At 53.7% G+C, this 20,271-nt stretch carries 21 protein-coding genes; 12 read left to right on the top strand and 9 right to left on the bottom strand.

The genetic code is table 11. The features are described 5' to 3' along the window. The first annotated feature begins 58 nt into the window (after nt 1-58). Nucleotides 59-2,500 (top strand): DNA gyrase subunit A, encoded by a 2,442-nt coding sequence (gene gyrA / locus M2108_RS28075; RefSeq protein WP_277472685.1) that lies wholly within the window; start codon nt 59-61, stop codon nt 2,498-2,500. 213 nt (nt 2,501-2,713) lie between these two features. After that, entirely contained in the window at nt 2,714-3,145 is a 432-nt protein-coding gene (locus tag M2108_RS28070) for a MarR family winged helix-turn-helix transcriptional regulator (RefSeq protein WP_277472686.1), read from the top strand. A 54-nt stretch (nt 3,146-3,199) separates the two neighbouring features. Here M2108_RS28070 and M2108_RS28065 read toward each other — a convergent pair whose 3' ends face one another. Both M2108_RS28065 and M2108_RS28060 read right to left on the bottom strand, forming a co-directional pair. Beyond that, nucleotides 3,200-3,940 (bottom strand): RluA family pseudouridine synthase, encoded by a 741-nt coding sequence (locus M2108_RS28065; protein ID WP_481856957.1) that lies wholly within the window; start codon nt 3,938-3,940, stop codon nt 3,200-3,202. Nucleotides 3,941-3,949: 9 nt separating this feature from the next. Beyond that, nucleotides 3,950-4,813, bottom strand: coding sequence for a class I SAM-dependent methyltransferase (locus M2108_RS28060; protein WP_068726265.1), 864 nt, complete (start codon nt 4,811-4,813; stop codon nt 3,950-3,952). 234 nt (nt 4,814-5,047) lie between these two features. On the opposite strand from M2108_RS28060, the gene M2108_RS28055 reads away from it, so the two are divergent. From M2108_RS28055 to M2108_RS28040, 4 genes are all read left to right on the top strand, one after another. Continuing rightward, on the top strand, nt 5,048-5,911 hold the full coding sequence (locus tag M2108_RS28055; RefSeq protein ID WP_280777281.1) for a helix-turn-helix domain-containing protein: 864 nt from the start codon (nt 5,048-5,050) through the stop codon (nt 5,909-5,911). Nucleotides 5,912-6,009: 98 nt separating this feature from the next. Beyond that, nucleotides 6,010-6,375, top strand: coding sequence for a VOC family protein (locus M2108_RS28050; RefSeq protein WP_068726269.1), 366 nt, complete (start codon nt 6,010-6,012; stop codon nt 6,373-6,375). Between the two features lie 193 nt (nt 6,376-6,568). Then, the gene (locus M2108_RS28045) at nt 6,569-7,021 is read left to right on the top strand and encodes a flavodoxin (RefSeq protein WP_277472689.1); all 453 of its coding nucleotides are present in this window, start codon (nt 6,569-6,571) and stop codon (nt 7,019-7,021) included. 2 nt (nt 7,022-7,023) lie between these two features. Further along, nucleotides 7,024-7,803, top strand: a complete 780-nt coding sequence (locus tag M2108_RS28040) for a hypothetical protein (protein WP_277472690.1) — start codon at nt 7,024-7,026, stop codon at nt 7,801-7,803. An 80-nt stretch (nt 7,804-7,883) separates the two neighbouring features. Here the strand turns inward: M2108_RS28040 and M2108_RS28035 are convergent, their stop codons facing one another. Both M2108_RS28035 and M2108_RS28030 read right to left on the bottom strand, forming a co-directional pair. Further along, entirely contained in the window at nt 7,884-8,732 is an 849-nt protein-coding gene (locus M2108_RS28035) for a GNAT family N-acetyltransferase (protein WP_277472711.1), read from the bottom strand. An 81-nt stretch (nt 8,733-8,813) separates the two neighbouring features. Next, entirely contained in the window at nt 8,814-9,107 is a 294-nt protein-coding gene (locus tag M2108_RS28030; RefSeq protein ID WP_277472691.1) for a GNAT family N-acetyltransferase, read from the bottom strand. A 315-nt stretch (nt 9,108-9,422) separates the two neighbouring features. Between M2108_RS28030 and M2108_RS28025 the strand changes: the two genes are divergently transcribed. Next, entirely contained in the window at nt 9,423-10,043 is a 621-nt protein-coding gene (locus tag M2108_RS28025) for a 50S ribosomal protein L25 (protein WP_277472692.1), read from the top strand. Between the two features lie 448 nt (nt 10,044-10,491). Beyond that, complete coding sequence (locus M2108_RS28020; RefSeq protein WP_277472693.1) at nt 10,492-11,379, top strand: SMP-30/gluconolactonase/LRE family protein; 888 nt, start codon at nt 10,492-10,494, stop codon at nt 11,377-11,379. A 592-nt stretch (nt 11,380-11,971) separates the two neighbouring features. Here the strand turns inward: M2108_RS28020 and M2108_RS28015 are convergent. Both M2108_RS28015 and M2108_RS28010 read right to left on the bottom strand, forming a co-directional pair. Next, nucleotides 11,972-13,204, bottom strand: coding sequence for an MFS transporter (locus M2108_RS28015; protein ID WP_277472694.1), 1,233 nt, complete (start codon nt 13,202-13,204; stop codon nt 11,972-11,974). After that, on the bottom strand, nt 13,201-13,710 hold the full coding sequence (locus tag M2108_RS28010) for a YbaK/EbsC family protein (RefSeq protein WP_277472695.1): 510 nt from the start codon (nt 13,708-13,710) through the stop codon (nt 13,201-13,203). Before M2108_RS28010 ends, M2108_RS28015 begins: the two co-directional genes overlap by 4 nt. A 179-nt stretch (nt 13,711-13,889) precedes the next feature. On the opposite strand from M2108_RS28010, the gene M2108_RS31715 reads away from it, so the two are divergent. Both M2108_RS31715 and M2108_RS28005 read left to right on the top strand, forming a co-directional pair. Continuing rightward, nucleotides 13,890-14,270, top strand: a complete 381-nt coding sequence (locus M2108_RS31715) for a DUF1796 family putative cysteine peptidase (RefSeq protein WP_481856956.1) — start codon at nt 13,890-13,892, stop codon at nt 14,268-14,270. Next, nucleotides 14,221-14,370 carry a hypothetical protein gene (locus M2108_RS28005; protein WP_277472696.1) on the top strand — a complete coding sequence of 50 codons (150 nt, stop codon included), beginning with the start codon at nt 14,221-14,223 and terminating at the stop codon, nt 14,368-14,370. Before M2108_RS31715 ends, M2108_RS28005 begins: the two co-directional genes overlap by 50 nt. 70 nt (nt 14,371-14,440) lie before the next feature. Here the strand turns inward: M2108_RS28005 and M2108_RS28000 are convergent, their stop codons facing one another. Next, nucleotides 14,441-14,869 carry a MarR family winged helix-turn-helix transcriptional regulator gene (locus M2108_RS28000; protein WP_277472697.1) on the bottom strand — a complete coding sequence of 143 codons (429 nt, stop codon included), beginning with the start codon at nt 14,867-14,869 and terminating at the stop codon, nt 14,441-14,443. A 177-nt stretch (nt 14,870-15,046) separates the two neighbouring features. On the opposite strand from M2108_RS28000, the gene M2108_RS27995 reads away from it, so the two are divergent. Beyond that, complete coding sequence (locus M2108_RS27995; RefSeq protein ID WP_277472698.1) at nt 15,047-16,501, top strand: MFS transporter; 1,455 nt, start codon at nt 15,047-15,049, stop codon at nt 16,499-16,501. A gap of 249 nt (nt 16,502-16,750) precedes the next feature. Here M2108_RS27995 and M2108_RS27990 read toward each other — a convergent pair whose 3' ends face one another. Next, entirely contained in the window at nt 16,751-18,106 is a 1,356-nt protein-coding gene (locus M2108_RS27990; RefSeq protein WP_277472712.1) for a PFL family protein, read from the bottom strand. Between the two features lie 24 nt (nt 18,107-18,130). Further along, nucleotides 18,131-18,400, bottom strand: a complete 270-nt coding sequence (locus M2108_RS27985) for an ACT domain-containing protein (protein WP_068726290.1) — start codon at nt 18,398-18,400, stop codon at nt 18,131-18,133. A 220-nt stretch (nt 18,401-18,620) separates the two neighbouring features. Here M2108_RS27985 and M2108_RS27980 point away from each other — a divergent pair, with 220 nt between their 5' ends. Beyond that, nucleotides 18,621-20,255: a GGDEF domain-containing response regulator gene (locus M2108_RS27980; RefSeq protein ID WP_277472699.1), complete on the top strand. Its 1,635-nt coding sequence runs from the start codon at nt 18,621-18,623 to the stop codon at nt 20,253-20,255. Nucleotides 20,256-20,271 lie beyond the last annotated feature (16 nt).

Here is a 20,271-nt window from a genome sequence, read left to right as displayed (position 1 = left end):
CCCACGTGAATCACTGAATCAAATGCTCGGATAGATTGAGGAACAGAAGGTGAGCCAAGTGAGCAGTTTATCAGAACAATTTTCGCCGGCTTTTCTGGAAGAGGTCGTCGGTGACCGCTTTGGCCGGTATTCCAAATATATTATTCAGGACCGGGCGATTCCCGATGTACGGGACGGGCTGAAGCCCGTGCAGCGCCGGATACTGTATGCCATGTACGACTCGGGGAATACCCCGGACAAGCCGTACCGCAAATCCGCCAAAACCGTCGGGGACGTTATGGGTAACTACCACCCCCATGGTGACTCCTCCATCTATGACGGTATGGTCCGTATGGCCCAGCCATGGAAAATGGGACATGTCCTGGTAGACGGACACGGCAACTGGGGCTCGATGGATGATGACCCGGCGGCTGCGATGCGTTATACCGAGGCCCGCCTGTCGCCGATTGCGATGGAGATGATGCGGGATATCGAGAAACGCACGGTCCTGTTCAAGGACAACTTTGATAATACCGCGAAGGAACCCGTAGTGGTACCGTCACGTTTTCCGAACCTGCTGGTCAATGGAACAAGCGGGATTTCCGCCGGCTTTGCGACCGAGATTCCGCCGCATAACCTGCGTGAAGTCATCGACGCCTGTATTGCCGTCATGCAGAAACCGGATATTTCGCTGGAGGACATCATGACCTTTATCAAAGGTCCCGATTTCCCGACCGGTGGTACGATCATGGGCGGCGACGGTATTATGGATGCTTACCGCACCGGCAAAGGGCGGATTTACCTGCGCTCCAAGACCGAGATCGAAAACTTACGCGGCGGCAAGCAGCAGATTGTCATTACCGAGGTACCGTTCCAGATCGTGAAATCGCGCCTGGTCACCTCGATGGAGAATATCCGGCTGGAGAAGAAGATCGACGGCATCGCGGAAGTCCGCGATGAGAGCGGCCGGGAAGGCCTGCGCATTGTGGTCGAGCTGAAGAAGGATGCCGATGCCCAGGGCGTTCTTGCTTACTTGCTCAAAAAGACTGATCTTCAGGTCACGTATAACTTCAACATGGTAGCGATTGTGAACAAGGCGCCGCAGCAGCTTGGCCTCAAAGCGATTCTGGAGGCTTATATCGCCCACCAGCGTGAGGTGGTAACCCGCCGCACCCAGTTTGACCTGGAGCGGGCAGAGGACCGTGCACATGTGCTGGAGGGACTGGTCAAGGCGCTTAATATCCTGGACGAGGTCATTGCGGCAATCAAGGCTTCCAAGAACCGCCAGGATGCCCAGAACAACCTGGTCTGGATGTTCGGCTTCAGTGAGCGCCAGGCAGATTCGATTCTTACCTTGCAGCTGTACCGCCTGACGAATCTGGAGATTCATTCATTGCAGAAAGAACTCGATGAAATGATGGCCCGGATCAACACATTGAACGGTATTCTGAACAGTGACAAGAAGCTGATTGCCGTTATCCGCAAGGAGCTGCTCGAAATCCGCGATAAATACGGCATTGACCGCCGCTCGCTGATTCAAGGCGAAGTTGAAGAATTGAAGGTCAGCCTTGAAGTGCTGGTTAACGCAGAAGATGTGCTAGTAGCGCTGTCAGCCGATGGTTATATCAAGCGGACCGGCATGCTGTCCTTTACCCGCTCCGGCGGTGAACGCAATGCTTCCGGGGTCAAGGACGGCGATCATATCGTCAGGCTGCTCGACCTCAATACCCGGGACAGCCTGCTTGTCTTTACCCGCAAAGGCCAGTACTTCCTGCTTCCGGTTCACCAGATACCGGAATTTAAGTGGAAGGAGCCGGGGACGGCCATTGTCAATGTCATCAGCCTCGCCAAGGGTGACAGCGTTGTAAGCCTGCTGCCGGTGGGCAATCTGGACGATCCGCAGTCCAGCCTTGTATTTGTTACCCGCAAGGGCCAGGTGAAGCGTACGGAGCTCAAGGAGTATTCTACCAGCCGTTCAGGTGCTGTAGCCGCCTGCAAGGTTGCTGAAGGCGATGAGATCATTACCGTAGCGCTCAGCAGCGGGGACAAGGACATTGTGCTGGTGAGCCGTGATGGAATGTGCATCCGTTTCAAGGAAAGCGAAGTGAACCCGATGGGCCGTGTGGCCAGCGGGGTGAGAGGCATTCAGCTGCGTGAAGGTGACGAATTGGTCTCCTGCTTCTGGGTAAGTGAGGATGAGGGAGAGATCCTTGCAATTACGGATATCGGTTACGCCAAGCGAAGCCTGCTGGTAGATTACCCTTCCCAGAGCCGCGGCGGCAAGGGGATGCCGACCTTTGAGTTCAAGGAAGGCAAGCGTGTTAAACCGAACGGCAGCCGGATCGCCGGCGCGTTCCACTGCAAGGAGCCGCTGGAGCTGGTGGCCATTACCCGTGACGGGCTGGTACACACCTTCTCATCCGAATCGGCACCGCTTGGCGAGCGGCGTTCCACAGGCAAGGCAATAGTTACAGTGGAGAAGAAGGATGAGATTATTACGCTTTTCCCGGCCATTAAATAACGGAATAAAGCCGGTGAAGATGATCTAAATGATAACGGCGCATGTGCAGCTTTTTTGGAAGCTGAGACATGCGCCGTTTTATTTTTTCAAATGCTGCAGGCAGGTCTTCCGGGCTGTTTCAGAATTATTTTTTTGTTTAGCAGGAAATGGAATTTATTTCTCGAAAATGTAGATATACCTTATTGAGATCCGCAGGGAAAGGAAGGAATAAGTGTGCACTCCTCTGAATTCAGTAAAATCTGGCACAAAATCTTAAAGGACTACAAATTACATATGGACAGCAACCTTGCCCCTACACTGACTGATGCCCAGCTCACCGTATTAGAACTGCTGCAGGAAAGAGATGCGATGAAGCCTTCTGATCTGGCGCCTCATCTGGCGACCAGCCCGGCGGCAGTAACGATGCTGCTTGACCGGATGGAGAAGAACGGACTGATCGTACGCGAACGCGATGCGGCAGACCGGCGGATTGTCTGGGTGAGCATTACCGAGGTGGGACGGAAGGAAGCAGCGCGCGGATTAAAGGTGCGGAGTGATTTTTTCGCCGAAGCGCTCAACCCGATTTCATCGCATAACCAGCAGCTTCTGCTGTATCTGATGGGGAAGATGGCGGTAGCGCCGGCGCCTGAAAGCATGACACCGTAAACTCAGCTTGGGCGTGATTGATAGCGCCAAGCCCTCAAATCAAACAGGCCATCCTCAGCGGATGGCCTGTTTCTGCACCTGCTGCGGCCACAGATCCCATGGATGGGCCTGCGGGGGCAGCGAGAGGAGTTCTATATCATCTTTGCTAACAGGGTGCGGGAAGCCGACAACAGCCGACCAGAGGGCGATCTGCTGTCCCGGACGGTTAACGGCAGCACCGTATTTCTGGTCTCCGAACAGCGGGCAGCCGATCCCGTTCAGCTGCACACGAATCTGGTGCGAGCGTCCGGTAAGCAGATCGATCTTCAGCAGGCTGTAGCCTTCTGCGGTGCCCAGCACAGTATAGTCAAGAATAGCTTCCTTGCCGCCGGGCGTGCCTTTGCGGACAATGGAGACGGTGTTGCTCTTCGCGTCCTTAAGCAAAGTGTTGATCAGCCGGCCCTGGGAAGCAGGCGGCTTGCCGTGGACGACGGTCAGGTACACCTTGCGGAAGGCATGGGTGCGGACGCTGTCCGACAGCCGAGAGGCTGCCTTGGAGGTCTTGGCGAAGATCATGGCGCCGCCAACCGGGCGGTCCAGCCGGTGCACAAGCCCCATGAAGACATTGCCGGGCTTGTTATACCGTTCCTTGATATCCTCCTTGAGCAGGCTCAGGAGATCAGGGTCGCCGGTGGCATCTTCCTGAACAGGAATATTCACCGGCTTCACAATGCCAAGCAGATGGTTGTCCTCGAACAAAATCTCAAAACGCGACTGTCCGCCGGACGGCCCTTCTCCTGTACCGGTATGCTGCATATTCATGGCTTACGCCTCCCAGCGGCCCAGAATTCCGCAAGGCAGGTTCATGCCGGAGGCTGTGATCGGCAGACCGATCTCGCCTGAGGTCAGCTTGCCGCCGTAACGCTTGCCCATGGTCATAGAGAGCATATTGCGCAGAACAGTCGGCGAAATGCCTGTGGTGTAGGAATTGATCAGCATGAACAGCGGTCTGTCGCTCATGATCTCCATACAGCTTTCAAGGAACGGATAGAGACTGGACTCCAGCTTCCACATTTCGCCCCCGGGTCCGCGCCCGTAGGACGGCGGGTCCATAATAATCGCATCGTATTTGCTGCCGCGGCGCTGTTCACGCTGAACGAATTTGAATACGTCGTCAGTGATGAAACGGACCGGACGCTCGCCGAGACCGGACAGCTGGATATTTTCTTTTGCCCACTGAACCATGCCCTTGGCTGCATCGACATGAACAACCGAAGCGCCTGCACTGGCTGCAGCGACAGTTGCTCCGCCGGTATAAGCGAATAGGTTAAGTACAGAAATCGGACGGTTTGCACCGGCGATCTTGTCCATCATCCAGCTCCAGTTCGCTGCTTGCTCAGGGAAAAGGCCCGTATGCTTGAAATTAGTCGGACGGAGGTGGAACTTCAGCTTGCCGTAGCTGATCTTCCAGTCATCCGGAATACTCTTTTTCATTTCCCATTGCCCGCCGCCGGAGGAGCTGCGGTGATAATGCCCGTGCACATCACGCCATTTGGCTGTTTCCTGGGCCAGCGGCCAGATAATCTGCGGGTCCGGACGGCGCAGGATAATGTCGCCCCAGCGCTCCAGCTTTTCGCCGCCTCCGGTATCAATAACTTCGTAGTCTTTCCAATCGCCTGCAATATACATCATTAATCCATCCTTCAAAAATTCATTTAGATTTTATTGTACAACATTTAACAGGGCGGCTACAAACAAAAAGGTTACGAAGCAGCGGCTATTCTCAGCTTACCCATCCTGTCTGCTTGCCATAATGCCCTAATCCAATAATAGTCAGGCTTTATATACAGTTATTGATTGTGTATGATCAGAGAAACGGGAAGCGGAAACAGGGATTATCACCGGGAAAAGGGAGAAGATGTCGTGTACAATCTCGCAGAGCTGTATTATCCGATCACGGCCAGACCGGGCGGGGCGGGGGAGTTTAGCCCGAGCAAGGCGCTGCGGCCTTATATCCGCTGCTATTGGGGCACTGTACCAGCACCGGAAGCCGATCCTGCCGGATGCTCAGCGTTGACGGACAAGCCGGACAGCCGCCAGGCGGCGCGGGAAATAATCATCCCTGATACCTGTATGGACATTATCTGGGAATGGGATACGGCCACAGGTGCTGCCGGCGGCGTATTTTGCGGGATCAATGATACTCCGTTTGAAGTGGACGGAGACGGACAGACTGCGGGCAGGCAACGTTTTGCCATCCGGTTTCATTTCTGGGCCGTGCATCTGTTTGCGGATGAACATCTCCGGGATGTGATGAATTTTTACGGCGAGGTTGACTGGTATTTCAGCTCCTTCCGCAAAGAGCTTGGGCAAAGACTGGCAGCAGCCCGGACACTAACAGAGCGGATCGCCTGGGCTGAAGAGTACCTGCTTCGCCGCCTGGATAATGCGGGCAATGTCAACAACGGGCTAATGAACGCGGTACATGCCCTTTTACAGGCAAAAGGAGTGAAGACAGTATCCGGACTCTCTGCCGAATCGGTCCTCAGCAGCCGGCAGCTTGAGCGGCTTTTCCGTGATTATATCGGTATATCACCGAAGCAGACAGCCGATCTGGTCAGATTTCAGAATGTGTGGCGTAATCTGTATTGTCCGACGCCGCAGTTCCGCAATATTCAGGATCTGGTCCATAGCTTCGGCTACAGCGATCAGTCCCATTTTAACAACAGCTTTAAGAGGTTTGCTGGCCGGACTCCGCGTGAAGCACTGGTGTATGCGGGAAAATGAATGTCGCATTTTTACAATACGGGGACTGGACAGGCGGTTAGAATGGATACAGTAGCCGGACAAGGCTGACAAACCTATATGAAAAGAGGGAGCTTTGCATGATCTCAGCATTTGAAGGTATTAATCTGTATACGAAGGACACCGCTGCTCTCGCAGCTTTCTATTCGGAGATTCTCGGCATTCCCGTTCCGTTCGAGGGATTCGGCAACAGCGACGGGGCAAAGATCGGCTTTGAGGGCGGACTGCCGGGAATTATCATCTGGGACGAGCATAAATGGGGCAAGCATACGACAGGCGTTGTCAATCTGGTATTCTCCTGCAGCAGCCTGGACGAGACCTACGCCGAGCTTAAAGCCCGCGGGCTTGATTGCGAGCCGCCGGTTACGATGGAATACGGGGGCAGGGAGATGAACTTCCGGGACCCGGACGGCAACGGAATTACTTTACTTGAAGGCGCATATTAAGCAGCTGATGTTTCTTCGCATATAGAATGTAAAAGAGGTAACCGGACAATGGCCAGACTGAAGGGCTGCTGTCCGGTTTATTATATGTTGACAATGAGAATCATTATCAAATAGAATAAGGGTAATTAATCCTGGCTTCAGGCACGTTCCGGGGCCGTTAAATACTTCATGCATAACTAGGGAGGACAGAATCATGGCTAAGGTGCTTGTGGCATACGCCAGCTTAACCGGTAACACGGAAGAGATCGCAGAACTGATCGCAGAGGGGATACGCCAGGCAGGCGGAGAGGCCGTATTGAAATCGGTAACCGACTGTAATGCGGATGAGATAAATAACTATGAGGCTGTACTACTGGGAGCTTATACCTGGGGAGACGGCGAGCTGCCTGACGAGTTCCTTGATTTCTATGAGGAGATGGATGAGCTTGATTTGGCCGGCTTCAAGGCAGCCGCATTTGGCAGCGGAGATACCGGTTATTCCATTTATTGCGGTGCCGTTGACCTGATTGTAGAAAAGCTGAAGGAGCGCGGGGCAGAAATCGTGCAGGAGAGCCTGAAGATTGAATACGGCCCGAACGCGGCGGAAAAGGATAGCTGCCGGAACTTCGGACGCCAGTTTCTTGAGACCTGCGCGGCGGTTTCTTAACCATGGGCGGCGCGGCAGGAACCATTGAGACGGTAAAAGCGGATACGCCGGCGGTACGGTACGCCAGGCTGAATGATTTTCGCATGGAGCATATCATGCTGGGCGGTGCTGAATCGCTAGCCGGAGGAGCAGCTTCCACCGGGCTTCCCCGCTGGAGGCAGCAGGTACAATACGCAATCGGCCACACGCTGAACGATTTCTACAGCCTGCAGCCTGCAGTGCGCCGGGAGACGCCGATCCAATTCCTGCTGGAGCGGCGCTGGCCGCTGAGGAGCAGTGCTTTTCCGTCGCTGATGCATTATTGGGATGTAAAAACGGCGGTAGGCGATGAGCTGATGCGGCTTGCACCGGTCAATCATACACATGAGATTCCTGTCATGCTCTATGAGCAGTGGCACACGCCCGTTCCGGAGCTTGCGGTCGAACTGGCAATGATCTTTCAGCTGGCCTGGAATTCGCAGCGCAGCGGCCGCTGCCTTAACATTCAGAAATTTATGGTGTCAGGCAATGAGGATGTAATTACGGGGTTCCTGCACATGGCCAATGTGTTCTGTCATAAGGCTTACGGGCAACCGGCGGATACGATCGAAATCTACTCGCTGCTGGAGAGCCGGAGGCATATTTTTGACGGGGCAGGCGTGCCGCTTGCTGAATCACTGGATTATGTGCGGCTCCTGTCCGTCTTTCTGGAGCAGGACAGAACAGCGGACAGGAATGTCAGTGTGGAGGAAGGCAGAAATGAGAAGAACGAGGCCGCCCTGGGCGGGTTCGGACTGATGTAATCTATACAGACAGAGTCTGATCTGAAAAGAAAGCCCCCTTCCTCCGGCAAATCTGCCGGAGGAAGGGGGCTTTGATCTGTTTAAATGGAGCCGGTGTACCGGTAATAGTCCTGCCTGTTCAGTACGACAAAGCCGCAGCTTTCATACAGCTTAAGCGCATTAGGATTGTCCAGGGCCACTTCGAGATTCACCCCGTTATAATTGCGGCTCTCCCGTTCTATCGTCTGCTGCAGCGCACTTCGTCCGACCCCGAGGCCCCGCAGCTTCTGGTCCACGGTGAAGCCGTAAATCCAGGTCTCATTGTTCTCGGTCCAGAGCCGCATTTTGCCGGCCGGGCGGCCGTCCAGCTCAATGATGATATGCTCCTGAAGCGCTTCATGCCGCTGCTCCTCGAACATTTCCGCGGCTTCTTCCTCAGTCACATCAAATCCCGCGCTGTCCAGCTGAATGAGAACTGAGGATTCGTCCTCACGGGCCGGGCGCAGCGTAACCGTTCCGGCAGCAGAGCTGGTTTCTCCTGGCCCCTGCAGGGCTGCCGCAGAATCCCACTTCATCTGGTATTCGGCGTGATCGAACACCAGAGGCAGAGTCTTCAGGAAGCCGGAGGCAGATGCCGAGGCCGCCGGGGCATTCAGCAGCAAGGTGGAGATGTTGCGCTTACGGATGTTATCCTGCGCAAGCTGCCAGAGTGAGTTAAAAATGCCTCTGCGCCGGAAACCCGGCCGGACCATACCGCACACCTCCATTTCGCCGCCGAAGCCGTACAGGCCGATGAAGCCGACCAGCTGCCCCTCCTCGTAGGTTACGAGGTATTCTGTTCCTCCCGTGTCCGGAGTATGGCGAAGCATATCCCAGTTCAGCTTCAGGGAAATTCCCTCATATTGCTCACAGCGCTGCTGGAGCTCTTCAATATCCTTTAATATATCCACAGAATTCAAATCCGTTTCCTCCTCAAGTTGAGCCTTAATACGCTTAGCGTTCTGCGTGCTCCCCCAAGGAAACGGCCCGCTTTATGATGCGCTTCCGTCTCCGCTGAGCACGTCCGAATATTCCTTGTGCCGTTCGAACTGCTTGGCGGCATAAGGGCATTCCGGAATGATTTTTACACCCGCTTCACGGGCCTTTTCCACTACTTCCCGTACCAGTTTCTCGGCAGTGCCTTGTCCGCGCAGCTCTTCCGAGACAAAGGTATGATCAACGATCCAGTTACCTGTAGCCTCTTCCAGCCTGTATGTAATCTCGGCAAGATCCTTATCTTCACCGGCAATATACAAACGGCCTTCACCTTGTTCAATTTGTCCCATATTCTTCACTCCTGCCTTATAATATGGCTTTATTTTACTATTCCAAATGACAAAAAGCGAGGTCTGGCAGCAAAAGGATGTTTACCCGGCGGCCAAACGGGGTTAATAAGAAACTAATCGGGCCTGTAGCTCTGTAGGCCTTGTTTCTATCCGCAAGCTTAATCAACAAAAGCACTATTCGACGCAGCTAAGCCGGCAGCATGGATATTCATGCTTTCCGGCGGCCCACTAAACTTGGCGAATGCTTTCGAAGCGGGTTTCGTCCGAAGAGACTCACGGAAGCTGAAGCTAACCAAACTACTAGGAGGAAATATCATGAATACTACAATTCGTCTGACTGAAAGATCCGGCTCGGCTTCCGCAACGCGGAACAAAGGCTTTGTACCGGTTGTCGTCTACGGTGCAGGTTCAGATACACAATCCTTTTCGGCAGATGCCAAGGCCATTACTGAAATTGTCGGCAAAAATCCCCGGGCGATCCTCAAGGTCGAGCTCCCGGATTCCGGCACCAAAAATGCTGTAATTGCAGAAATTCAGCGCCAGCCGCTCTCCCGCAAGCTGCTGCATGTTGATCTGCATCAGATTGATATGAAATCGGAGCTGGATACCAAGGTAGCCTTCCAGTTCACAGGCGATCCTGCCGGTGTAAAAGCTGGCGGCATCCAGCAGATCGAGCTGTACGAGCTGGACATCAGAACATTGCCGGATAAGCTGACGCCGACCTTTGAAGTGGACATCAGCAATCTTGAAATCGGGGACCAGCTGCTGATATCTGACCTGCCAAAGCATGAAGGCTGGGAGGTACTGACACCGGAAGACACGCTGATTGTGCGGATTTCGCCGCCGGTTGTGCATGAAGATCCGGCAGATAGCGAAGCTGCGGAGCAGCCGGCAGCTGTGGAGACTGCAGCAGACGAGGGTACAACAGAGGAGTAATCCCCGGCTAAACAGCAGGGTGACTAAGACTGGAATTTTATTGAAGGAGCAGGCAGTCTCTTTTGGGAGCTGTCGGCTCCTTTTTGCTTGCTATGAGTGTAATATAAAGCTAAGGTTACTGAGGGAAAATGTGAAGCAGTTGTTTTCGTTCCAGAAAAATCTCACTTTTCAATTCTAATTTTGTCATGTCACGGATTATTCAGCGAATACATAAAGGTTCAGGCAGGAGATGCTGTATTCTGGCAGAAGGGGGAGTGGCACGAAACCATTACATCCCATGGCCTGACTGCAATGGTAATCGAAAGTGAAGATATATCGCCATCCTTATTTATGGCTACTAAGTAAATAGAAGCTGGCTAGCGTAGATTGGATTCCCTGGGTGAACACTAGTAAAATAAACGGGAATGTACTATGAAATTCATTATGCGCGTATGGGAGGATAAATCAGATGGCTGATAAAGCAGAACTGGTTATAAACGCACGGGCAGTGCTGGGCGAAGGTCCGCACTGGAATGATGCAGACGGCAAGCTGTACTGGGTTGATATAGAAGGCAGGCAGCTGCGCAGCTATGACCCGGCGACAGGCAAGGAGCAGACGGTCACGTTAGAGCAGAGAATCGGTGCAGCCGTCCCGGACGCTGCCGGCGGCTGGATTCTGGCGCTTCAGCAAGGGATCTACCGGTATGACGGCAGCAATCCGGACCAGCTTGAGCAGCTGGCCGAGGTAGAGCCTGAGCTGCCGGGCAACCGGCTGAATGATGCCAAATGCGACAGCGCCGGCAGGCTGTGGTTCGGTTCGATGAGTATGGGCTCTGAACAGTCAGCTGGCAGCCTGTATGTGATGGAGCGGGACGGGAACGTGCGGCAGGTGCTGAGCGGGGTTGGCATCTCCAACGGTCTGGCCTGGGATGACCGGCTCGGCCGCATGTACTATATTGATTCCGTAACCAGAGCGGTGGATGCGCTGGATTTTGATCCGGATTCTGGTAAGGCTGATAACCGGCGGGCGATTATTCATCTGCCGGAGGGCAACGACGTTCCGGACGGGATGACGATTGACCGTGAAGGCATGCTCTGGGTCGCCCAGTGGGGCGGCAGCTGCGTGTCGCGCTGGAATCCCCATACTGGAGAGCAGATCGGCAGGGTTGAAGTGCCTGCGCTGAATGTAACCTCATGCACCTTCGGCGGTGAAGCGCTGGATGAGCTGTACATCACAACCGCACGCAACGGGATGAGTGAAGAAGAGCTGGAGCGCTGGCCGCTGACAGGCGGGCTGTTCCGGTTCAAGCCGGGTGTGCAGGGAATGGCGGCTAATATTTACCGCAGCCTAAGCTGATACTCCGTTTAAGCGGGGGAATCGGAACAAATGTATATGGGAGGCAAACTTCACAGCACAAAGCCCGCGACCTAACCGGCATCCGAGAATGTAAAGAGGTATTCACTATCTATCTCTATTCGACTAGAAGGACGGACAACGGCTAACGGACACCAGCGTCCTTATTTTGCGGTAAACCTGCTAATTCTGTTTCTAACGGACCCAGATGACGTTATTCGCGTCTGTTCAGGCTGGATACGGGCATTTCTCTCATAATAAAGGCGCTGGAGTCCGTTAGGCTTGAGAATTGCCAATTCTAGTTACATTAAGGGCTGCTGTGTCCGTTAGAGTACCCTTAATGACAAATTCAGTTGTGCGGGGCAGAAAGGGACTGCGGCACTGGACAGATGGCACTTTACCACTCACCTCAATCTGCGCCAAGCAGCTCCTCCAAAACTGCTCCTCCAAAACTGCCATTCCAGAGCTGCCTTTCCTTCAGAGCAGCACCAATCAGAAAAGGCCGGAATCCCCTGAACAGGAGACTCCGGCCTTTTTTCTATAAATTGATCTGCAGCCTGCATTGCTAAACTAGCTGGCAGCACACCTGGCAACACTATGCGGCAGGAGCATCACTCTTGGCTGCGGCGGAGGCTCTGCCTCTGGTCGAGACATAGCTGAACCAGGCACCGGCCAGAGCCATCACGGCCAGGACTGCGGACAGCCAGGGGATTGAGGTTAGGCCGAACGAATCGATCGCAGCCCCGCCGAGATAGGCTCCCGCCGCATTGCCCAGGTTAAGCGCAGAGTGGCTGGAGGTTGTGGCTAATAGCGGAGCTTTGTGCGCCAGATTCATAATCCGCAGCTGGATGCCCGGCATAATGCCGAACGCGGCAATGCCCCAGAGGAAGATGTTAATGACCGCCATTACAGGATGCTGGAGGGTTAAGGTCAGCAGAGAGATGACCACTGCCAGCACAGCAAAGTTGACCATCAGCGAAGGCATCAGCTTCCAGTCAGCCAGCTTACCCCCTACAATGTTGCCCAGCGTGACGCCCACCCCGAACAATACCAGAATCCAGGTCACACTCTGCTCGGCAAAGCCCGTAATACCCTGCAGCATTGGCGTAATGTACGTGAACAGCGAGAATAGACTTCCGCAACCGAGAGCGCCGGTGAGCAGGATCAGCAGCACCTGCGGATTGAAGAGGCCCCGTACCTGTTCACGCAGGTTCGCAGTTTCCTGCTGGACAATAACCGGAATGAACCGGATGATGCCGAATAATGAAATAATTCCAAGCACAGTAATGGCCCCGAAGGAAGCACGCCAGCCGAGCTGCTGGCCGATAAAAGTTCCGAACGGGACACCGATAATGTTCGCAACTGTCAGACCGGCCAGCACTACTGATACAGCACCGGCGCGTTTGTCAGGCTGAACCAGTCTCGCAGCGATAATGGTCCCCACACCCAGAAATGTGCCGTGTGCAAAAGCAGTAAATACACGTGCAGTAATCAGGAGCAGATAGGTGGGCGCAATCACGGACACCGCATTGCCTGTGATGAAGATGCACATCAGGATGACCAGCAGCTTTTTCTGCGGCAGCTTGTGGGTGAACACAGTAAGGATAGGCGCACCGATGGCTACACCAAGCGCATAGCTGGTAATCAGCTGGCCGGCTTGCGGTATGCTCACCCCAAGATCACTGGCGACATTGGGGAGCAGGCCCATAATGATGAACTCGGTCATGCCGATTGCAAAAGCGCCTAAGGTAAGGCAGAGAAGGGACAGCGGGAATCGGTTCTTCGCCTGCATGGATCCGGAAGGGTCATTGACTTTGTTAATATTCATGAGGCTTGCCCATCCCCGGCCCCGGCAGCGTTATCGGACCAGTCTTTGCATACATCAACCCATTCTTTTGCGCCCGAATACTGGGCAAGCTCCTCGCAGGTCAGCTCAATGGCTGAATTCGTACTGCCGCAGGCAGGGAATAAAGTGGTGAAGCGCTTCATGGACACATCCAGGTAAACCTCCAGCTCCCGGGCCAGACCAAACGGGCAGACACCGCCAATTTCATGACCGGTTTGCTCCAGAACCTCCTCCGGAGTGAGCATCCGCGGTTTAAATGCAAAGGTCTCCCTGAACTTTTTGTTATCTACCCTGGCGTCTCCTGCGGCTACAATCAAAATGGCGTTTTCGCCGGAACCGCGGAAGGACAAGGTTTTGGCAATCCGGGCCGGAATGACACCAATGGTGGCGGCAGCCATATCCACGGTAGCGCTGGAAGTGGTGAACTCCAGTACATCCTGTTCCCGATCAAAGGCGCGGAAATGTTCTTTTACTCTGGCAATAGACATAGCTGACACTCCTTTTTATAAATATTCATGAATTACAAAGATCTTTCATACATTTTCACGTTGCATTTCATTTTAACGGTTTTCAGCGGTTTGGGCAAAAGAAACCTGATGGATCATCCAATCTGTCCAGCCTGGAGAAGCATTTATTATGGGTAAAACCTGCTAACGGGGTGGGACAGATGGATATAAGTGAAATCAAAGGGGCATACGACTGCATCGTCAGCCTGGGCAGCTCCTGTGAACCGTTGGCTCATTTGCGCAGAAAGGGACTCAGAACCTTTTCTTCTCCGCTTGATCGGGTAGTTTCATTATCGCTTATGGATGTGAATAGGCTGCTCAGCAGACGGTTTGCGGGTTATATTGAGCTAGAGAATATGATGCCGGTCAAAGGAAATGCTGTATTTGTGGAGAATGAACGGGTCATGCCGGTCAAATCCTATTTTATGAAGGATTTTTATTACAATGTAATATCGGTTCACGATTTCCCGGTGCTTGACGGGCGGAGCGTTTGTGATCCTGGTAGTGAACGGGGTCGACGGGCTGGAAAGCGTGGTCAATAACGGGTGGGGCTACCCTGGCATCTGCTCGCTCAGCAGCCCGAACCGGGCAGGGGATAATAAGACCTGGGGTTATTTACTGGATGGCATCAGCCTGATGTGAGCAGAATTAGAATTTAGAGGCAAAAATGCCTCTGATTCCGTCCCGGCCGGTCGAGTAGAGGCATAATCCGCTATAGCAGCTTTTCGGTGCTCCGGATAACCTTTTGAAGCAGGGCTACAAGCGTGACAGATTCCTCCTCCGTCAGCTCGGCGGTCATTCTGGCATTATGCCCGTCCAATATTGACTGGAATTCAGGGGCAAAAGCCAGCGCCTTGGCAGTGGGGTACAGGTGAGACGAACGCCGGTCCTTGGGATCGGGCTGCCGTTCAATGTATCCCAGCTGCTCCAGGTGCTTGACCGAACGGGCGGTGGTCGCTTTATCGAATTTCATTTCACTTGTCATCTGGTCCTGGGTAATGCCGGGATTGCCGAGAATCAGCTTGAGGAAGCTGTGCTGCCCGCCGCTGCCAAGCCCGTAAGGCTGCAGCTCCCTGCTTAATATTTTGGTATTCTGACGCTGAAGATAGGCGATCAGCTTGCCGACCGGTTCTTTTTTCACTACGGACACCTCTTTGGATTAATGCGGCAGAACATTCCTGACAGAATTCCCGCCCTTGCCAAAAGTTTACCGTAAACTTGTTGCGTACGCAACTAAATTGCTGTACACTGGGTAATGCGGATCAGATTGTTGCGGACGCAACTAAATCTGAAAATTAAGGCAAGAGGGTGTTCGTTCATGAGTTCAATTCCTGCAACCTATCAGGAGGATGAGGCGATTCAGAAGAAGCGCTGGGTCATTCTGATCGTTCTTAATCTGTTTACATTTATGTCCACTCTGGACGGGAGCATTGTTAATATTGCCCTGCCAGTGCTGGTCAAGCAGCTCAATCTGCCTGTAGCCCAGGTCGAATGGGTCACAACCGGCTATTTAATGGCCATCTGCGCCGTCATTCTATTCTTCGGCAAGCTGGGCGATATGGCCGGCAAGATCAGGATTTTCAGAATCGGAACGGTCGTGTTTATCGTCGGCTCCTTACTCTGCGGCCTGAGTACCAATCTCCCGTTCCTGATTGTCTCCCGGGTCATCCAGGCGGTTGGCGCTTCAATGACGATGGCGAACAGCCAGGGGATTGTTACCGATATATTCCCGGCTAATGAACGCGGCAAAGCGTTGGGCCTGATCGGTACCTTTGTGTCGCTGGGCAGCATCGCCGGACCCAGTCTGGGCGGGATTATCGTGTCTACACTGGGCTGGGAATATATTTTTTGGGTCAACGTGCCGATTGGCCTGATTGCGATTGTACTGGGGACCAAGGTGTTGCCGAAGGATCTGATCCGGGTAAAATCCAAAATCGATCTCCCGGGCAGCCTGCTGTTCTCCTTTTTTATCATCACGCTGTTCGCAGGTCTGCTGCTCGGCCAGCAGTTCGGGTACAGTGACGGCCGGATTATTGCGGCGCTTGCTGCAGCTGCCGTCTCCTTTGCTGTTTTTCTGATGGTCGAGCTGCGCAGCTCCGCTCCTCTGCTGCAGCTGTCGCTTTTCAAAAACCCTTTATTTTCACTAAGTATCCTGTGTGCCTTTCTGGTCTTTGTCGCTAACTTCTGCTTCAACATCATCTCGCCGTTCTATGCGCAGAATATGCTGGGCCTGTCTCCGTTCTATGCCGGGTTCCTGCTGATGCTCTTCCCGATTTCGATGGTGATTATCGCGCCGCTCAGCGGGGCGCTCTCCGACAGAATCGGCTCCGAATTCCTAACCTTTGCCGGCCTGATTGTAATGGTGATCGCCCAGTTTGGACTGGCCCGGCTGCATGAAGGAAGCTCCGTCATACTGGTCGGATTGTGGATTGCCATGCTCGGGGTCGGCAGCGGGCTGTTCCAGTCGCCGAACAACTCGCTGATCATGAGCAAGGTACCGCGCACCCAGCTCGGCTCGGCCGGCAGTGTCAATTCGCTGGTCCGTAACGTCGGGATGGTGGTCGGGATTACCATTGCCACCTCGATCCTGTTCAACGTGATGAGCAGCAAGGCCGGATACCGGGTAACCGGGCTGGTTGCCGGCCGGCCGGATATTTTCCTCTCGGGAATGCATGTTGTGTTCATGACCTCCTCGGCGATTTGTCTTGTATCGGCACTGCTGACAGGCTGGCGGATGATCACGATCCGCAAGAGCAAACGGGCCCGGGCTTGAGGCAGAAGCTCACCGGGGCAGGCCCGCAGAGGGCTGCTTCAACGGTTCACGGCCGTCTTCACCGCGCATGATGTGAGCGGTATGCTGGCGCTGCTGACCTCGCGCAGAGTGCATACCGGATGAGAAGCTGGGAGGCTGCCATCGAAAGCATTAACGGTGAGCCCAACCTGGTCTATAGACAGCAGGGGGAGGTCATCATAAAAGCGCCGCCCGCCTAATACTAGGGGGCGGCGCTTTTTGGCCTGAGCTTTAGTTCTTGAAGCTGTGGATCGGGGCAGGAATCCGGCCGCCGCGGTTAACGAACCCGGCGCAGTTGAACGGATTGACGGCCATAACCGGAGCGTAGCCGAGCAGGCCGCCGAATTCGACCATCTCGCCGACTTCCTTGCCGATTACCGGTATCACACGGACAGCGGTCGTCTTATTGTTGACCATGCCGATTGCCGCTTCATCAGCGATAATGCCGGAGATTGTTTCCTTGCTGGTGCTGCCCGGAATGGCGATCATATCAAGGCCGACCGAGCAGACGCAGGTCATTGCTTCCAGCTTCTCCAGCGTCAGCGCTCCGCGCTGTACAGCCTGGATCATCCCGTGATCCTCGCTGACCGGGATGAAGGCTCCGCTTAATCCGCCGACATAGGAGGAGGCCATAACGCCGCCCTTTTTGACATTGTCGTTGAGGATGGCAAGCGCCGCTGTAGTGCCCGGAGCCCCGGCTTCCTCCAGGCCCATGACCTGGAAGATCTCGGCGATGGAATCCCCGATCAGCGGGGTAGGTGCCAGTGAAAGGTCGATGATGCCAAATGGCACGCCGAGGCGCTTGGAGGCCTCCTGGGCCACGAGCTGGCCGACCCGGGTTACCTTGAAGGCCGTCCGCTTGATTGTCTCGCAGAGCGTTTCAAAATCCTGTCCCTTTACTTCCTCCAGAGCCCGCTTGATTACACCGGGTCCGCTGACACCGACGTTAATGACACATTCGCGTTCACCCACCCCGTGAAAAGCACCTGCCATGAACGGGTTATCCTCGACCGCGTTGCAGAACACAACCAGCTTGGCGCAGCCGATCGAGTCGCGGTCCTTGGTGCGCTCTGCAGTCTGCAGAATAATGTCACCCATCAGCTTGACGGCATCCATGTTGATCCCGCTCCGCGACGAGCCTACGTTGACGGAAGAGCAGACCCGTTCGGTTCCAGCCAGTGCTTCGGGGATGCTGTCAATCAGAATACGGTCGCCTTTGGTGCAGCCCTTCTGCACGAGTGCGGAGAATCCGCCGATAAAGTTAACACCAACCTCTTTGGCGGCCTTGTCCAGAATTTCTGCAACCGGCACATAGGAATTCGTATGTACAGCGCCTGCGGCAATGGAGATCGGAGTTACAGAAATGCGTTTGTTGACGATCGGCACGCCGAACTGCCGCTCCAGATCTTCACCGGTCTTGACCAGCTTCTCGGCGGAACGGGTGATTTTATCATATACATTCTGGTTGAACACGCGCATATCGGTATGCGAGCAGTCCATCAGGCTGATTCCCATCGTAATGGTGCGGACATCCAGATTCATTTCCCGGATCATCTGATTCGTTTCCTGAACTTCAACACGTGATATCATTGTCTTAGTCTCCTTTGGCTGCTAGATGCGGTGCATAATGTTGAAGATATCCTCATGCTGGAGCTTGATCTCCACCCCGATATCCTCACCAACCTGCTGCAGGTCCAGGACAATCTCCTCAAAAGACTTGCTCGGCGCGGAAATGTCGACAATCATCATCATGTTAAAATAGTCCTGAACAATCGTCTGGGAAATGTCCAGAATGTTCAGATTGTGTTCAGCAAGGTACGTACAGACTCTGGCGATAATTCCTACTTTGTCTTTTCCCAGTACAGTAATAATTCCCTTCAATGAAAAAGCCTCCTATTTAATACTAGTCTATTCATCGCCGCATTAACGGGATGAACCGTTTTAATTATTATCACAAATGCCGGCACACTCATCAACCAAAGGTTTTTTGTCGGTTTGATTACATTTTTGATCTTGACGCTGTTATTCTTTAGAATAGTGTTGACAGTATATGAAAAAAATGATCAACTGACAGTTTGACAGTACGTTTAAAGGAGTAATCATGACAACGAGAAAATATAAAGAGCTGGTGGAGCAGCGGACAAGGCAGACTCTGGAAACGTGGTCGGGGCAGCAGTCAGTCGGAGAGCGGGAGATTTACCGTTTTTTGCATAATCTGAAAGGAACCGCGGGCACGGTCGGTTTGGACCGGGTAGAGCGGTTTGCGGGCAGCGCGCTGCTGTATTTCTCGGATCACAGTGATAAAGTCTGGCTGGAGGCGGAATGGCGCGAGGTGTTATATCCTTTGCTCGGGCTGTTCGGCGGAGACGAGTCAACCGGTGCGGTGCCGGATCCCGTTCATGATATCAGTCTTTCTATCGGCGCAAGCCAGCAGAAGTATGAAATTCTGCTGATCGATGACGATGTGGAGCTTGTTGCCTTTTTAAGAGAATCCCTGGAACGTCATTCCTATTATGTGAATATAGCGATGTCTGCCGAGCGCGGGCTCAAGCTGTTCTATGAGAGCCGGCCTGATATGATTCTGCTGGACATTCTGCTGCCGGACCAGAGCGGAATAGATGTGCTGCACCAGATAATCGGCAAGGCTACACAAGAACGGATTCCGATCATTATCATCAGCGGCGAGCATTCCAAGGACATCCAGTTGTACGCATATTCATTGGGTGTAATGGATTATGTACCCAAGCCGGTGGACATCGACCTGTTCCTGATGCTGATCAAGAACCGCTTTGAGCTGAAAAAGGAGTGGCAGAAGTCGATTATTATAGATGAGCTGACCGGCGCCTATAACCGCAAGTTCTTTAATCAGACGATGAAGCAGCTGATATCTGACTTCAGGCGGACGGAGCGGACCTTTTCCCTGGCTCTGCTTGATCTGGATCATTTCAAGCAGATTAATGATACGTACGGCCATCTGATAGGGGACGAGGTGCTTCAGACTTTTTCCGAGCTGGTACGGGGCTCCATCCGTGTAGAGGACACCTTCTGCCGCTATGGCGGGGAGGAGTTTGCACTGTTTATGCCTAATACACCGGCCGCTTCCGCGCTTACAGTAATTGAACGGATCCAGAGACAGTTCGCTGATATGAAGTTTCAGGCCAAGCAAGAGCTGTTCCATGTCACCTTCTCGGGTGGAATTACAGAGATCCGGGCTTCCCGGGATAATCCTGAGGAGCTGATCGAGGACGCGGACCAGGCATTGTATGCCAGCAAGCATGCGGGAAGAAACCAGACAACCCTGCATGATGATTACCTGCCGGTAGGCAAGGCAGAGAAGGTACTTAAGGTCATTATGGTTGATGATGATGCGCTGATCCGCAAAATTGTTGTCAAGCAGTTCATGGATTGGAAACCTGCGAATATCTCCAGGGTTGAGGTGAGCAGCTACGAAAGCGGAGTGAAATTCCTACAGTCCAACTGGTATTGTGCCGATGATAAATATATCGTCCTGCTGGACGGCATCCTGCCGGAGCTGGATGGGCTGGAGGTGCTGGAGCAGCTCCGCAGCAGCTATCCGGAGGAAAACCTCCTCGTGGTCATGCTTACAGGCCGCAATGATCAGCAGGATATTATCCATGCGCTGCAGATGGGGGCGGATGATTATATCATCAAGCCGTTTCACCTGCCCGAGCTGCTGATGCGGGTCGAGCGGCTGGTACACCGGTTTTTATTTTAAGCAAAGCAGCGGCTGT

It is taken from the genome of Paenibacillus sp. PastM-3, assembly GCF_029893965.1.
Taxonomy (GTDB): Bacteria; Bacillota; Bacilli; order Paenibacillales; family Paenibacillaceae; genus Paenibacillus_AQ.
The sequence above is the reverse complement of the archived record's forward strand: the minus strand, read 5'-3'. Positions and strand labels throughout refer to the sequence as shown.

Coding starts and splice junctions, on each gene's coding strand:
- M2108_RS28060 (WP_068726265.1), bottom strand. CDS start 4,813: ATGTATATTGCAGGCGATTGGAAAGACTACGAAGTTATTGATACCGGA.
- M2108_RS28020 (WP_277472693.1), top strand. CDS start 10,492: ATGGCTGATAAAGCAGAACTGGTTATAAACGCACGGGCAGTGCTGGGC.
- M2108_RS28015 (WP_277472694.1), bottom strand. CDS start 13,204: ATGAATATTAACAAAGTCAATGACCCTTCCGGATCCATGCAGGCGAAG.
- M2108_RS28025 (WP_277472692.1), top strand. CDS start 9,423: ATGAATACTACAATTCGTCTGACTGAAAGATCCGGCTCGGCTTCCGCA.
- M2108_RS28030 (WP_277472691.1), bottom strand. CDS start 9,107: ATGGGACAAATTGAACAAGGTGAAGGCCGTTTGTATATTGCCGGTGAA.
- M2108_RS27980 (WP_277472699.1), top strand. CDS start 18,621: ATGACAACGAGAAAATATAAAGAGCTGGTGGAGCAGCGGACAAGGCAG.
- M2108_RS28050 (WP_068726269.1), top strand. CDS start 6,010: ATGATCTCAGCATTTGAAGGTATTAATCTGTATACGAAGGACACCGCT.
- M2108_RS27995 (WP_277472698.1), top strand. CDS start 15,047: ATGAGTTCAATTCCTGCAACCTATCAGGAGGATGAGGCGATTCAGAAG.
- M2108_RS28045 (WP_277472689.1), top strand. CDS start 6,569: ATGGCTAAGGTGCTTGTGGCATACGCCAGCTTAACCGGTAACACGGAA.
- M2108_RS28040 (WP_277472690.1), top strand. CDS start 7,024: ATGGGCGGCGCGGCAGGAACCATTGAGACGGTAAAAGCGGATACGCCG.
- M2108_RS28065 (WP_481856957.1), bottom strand. CDS start 3,940: ATGCAGCATACCGGTACAGGAGAAGGGCCGTCCGGCGGACAGTCGCGT.
- M2108_RS31715 (WP_481856956.1), top strand. CDS start 13,890: ATGGATATAAGTGAAATCAAAGGGGCATACGACTGCATCGTCAGCCTG.
- M2108_RS28010 (WP_277472695.1), bottom strand. CDS start 13,710: ATGTCTATTGCCAGAGTAAAAGAACATTTCCGCGCCTTTGATCGGGAA.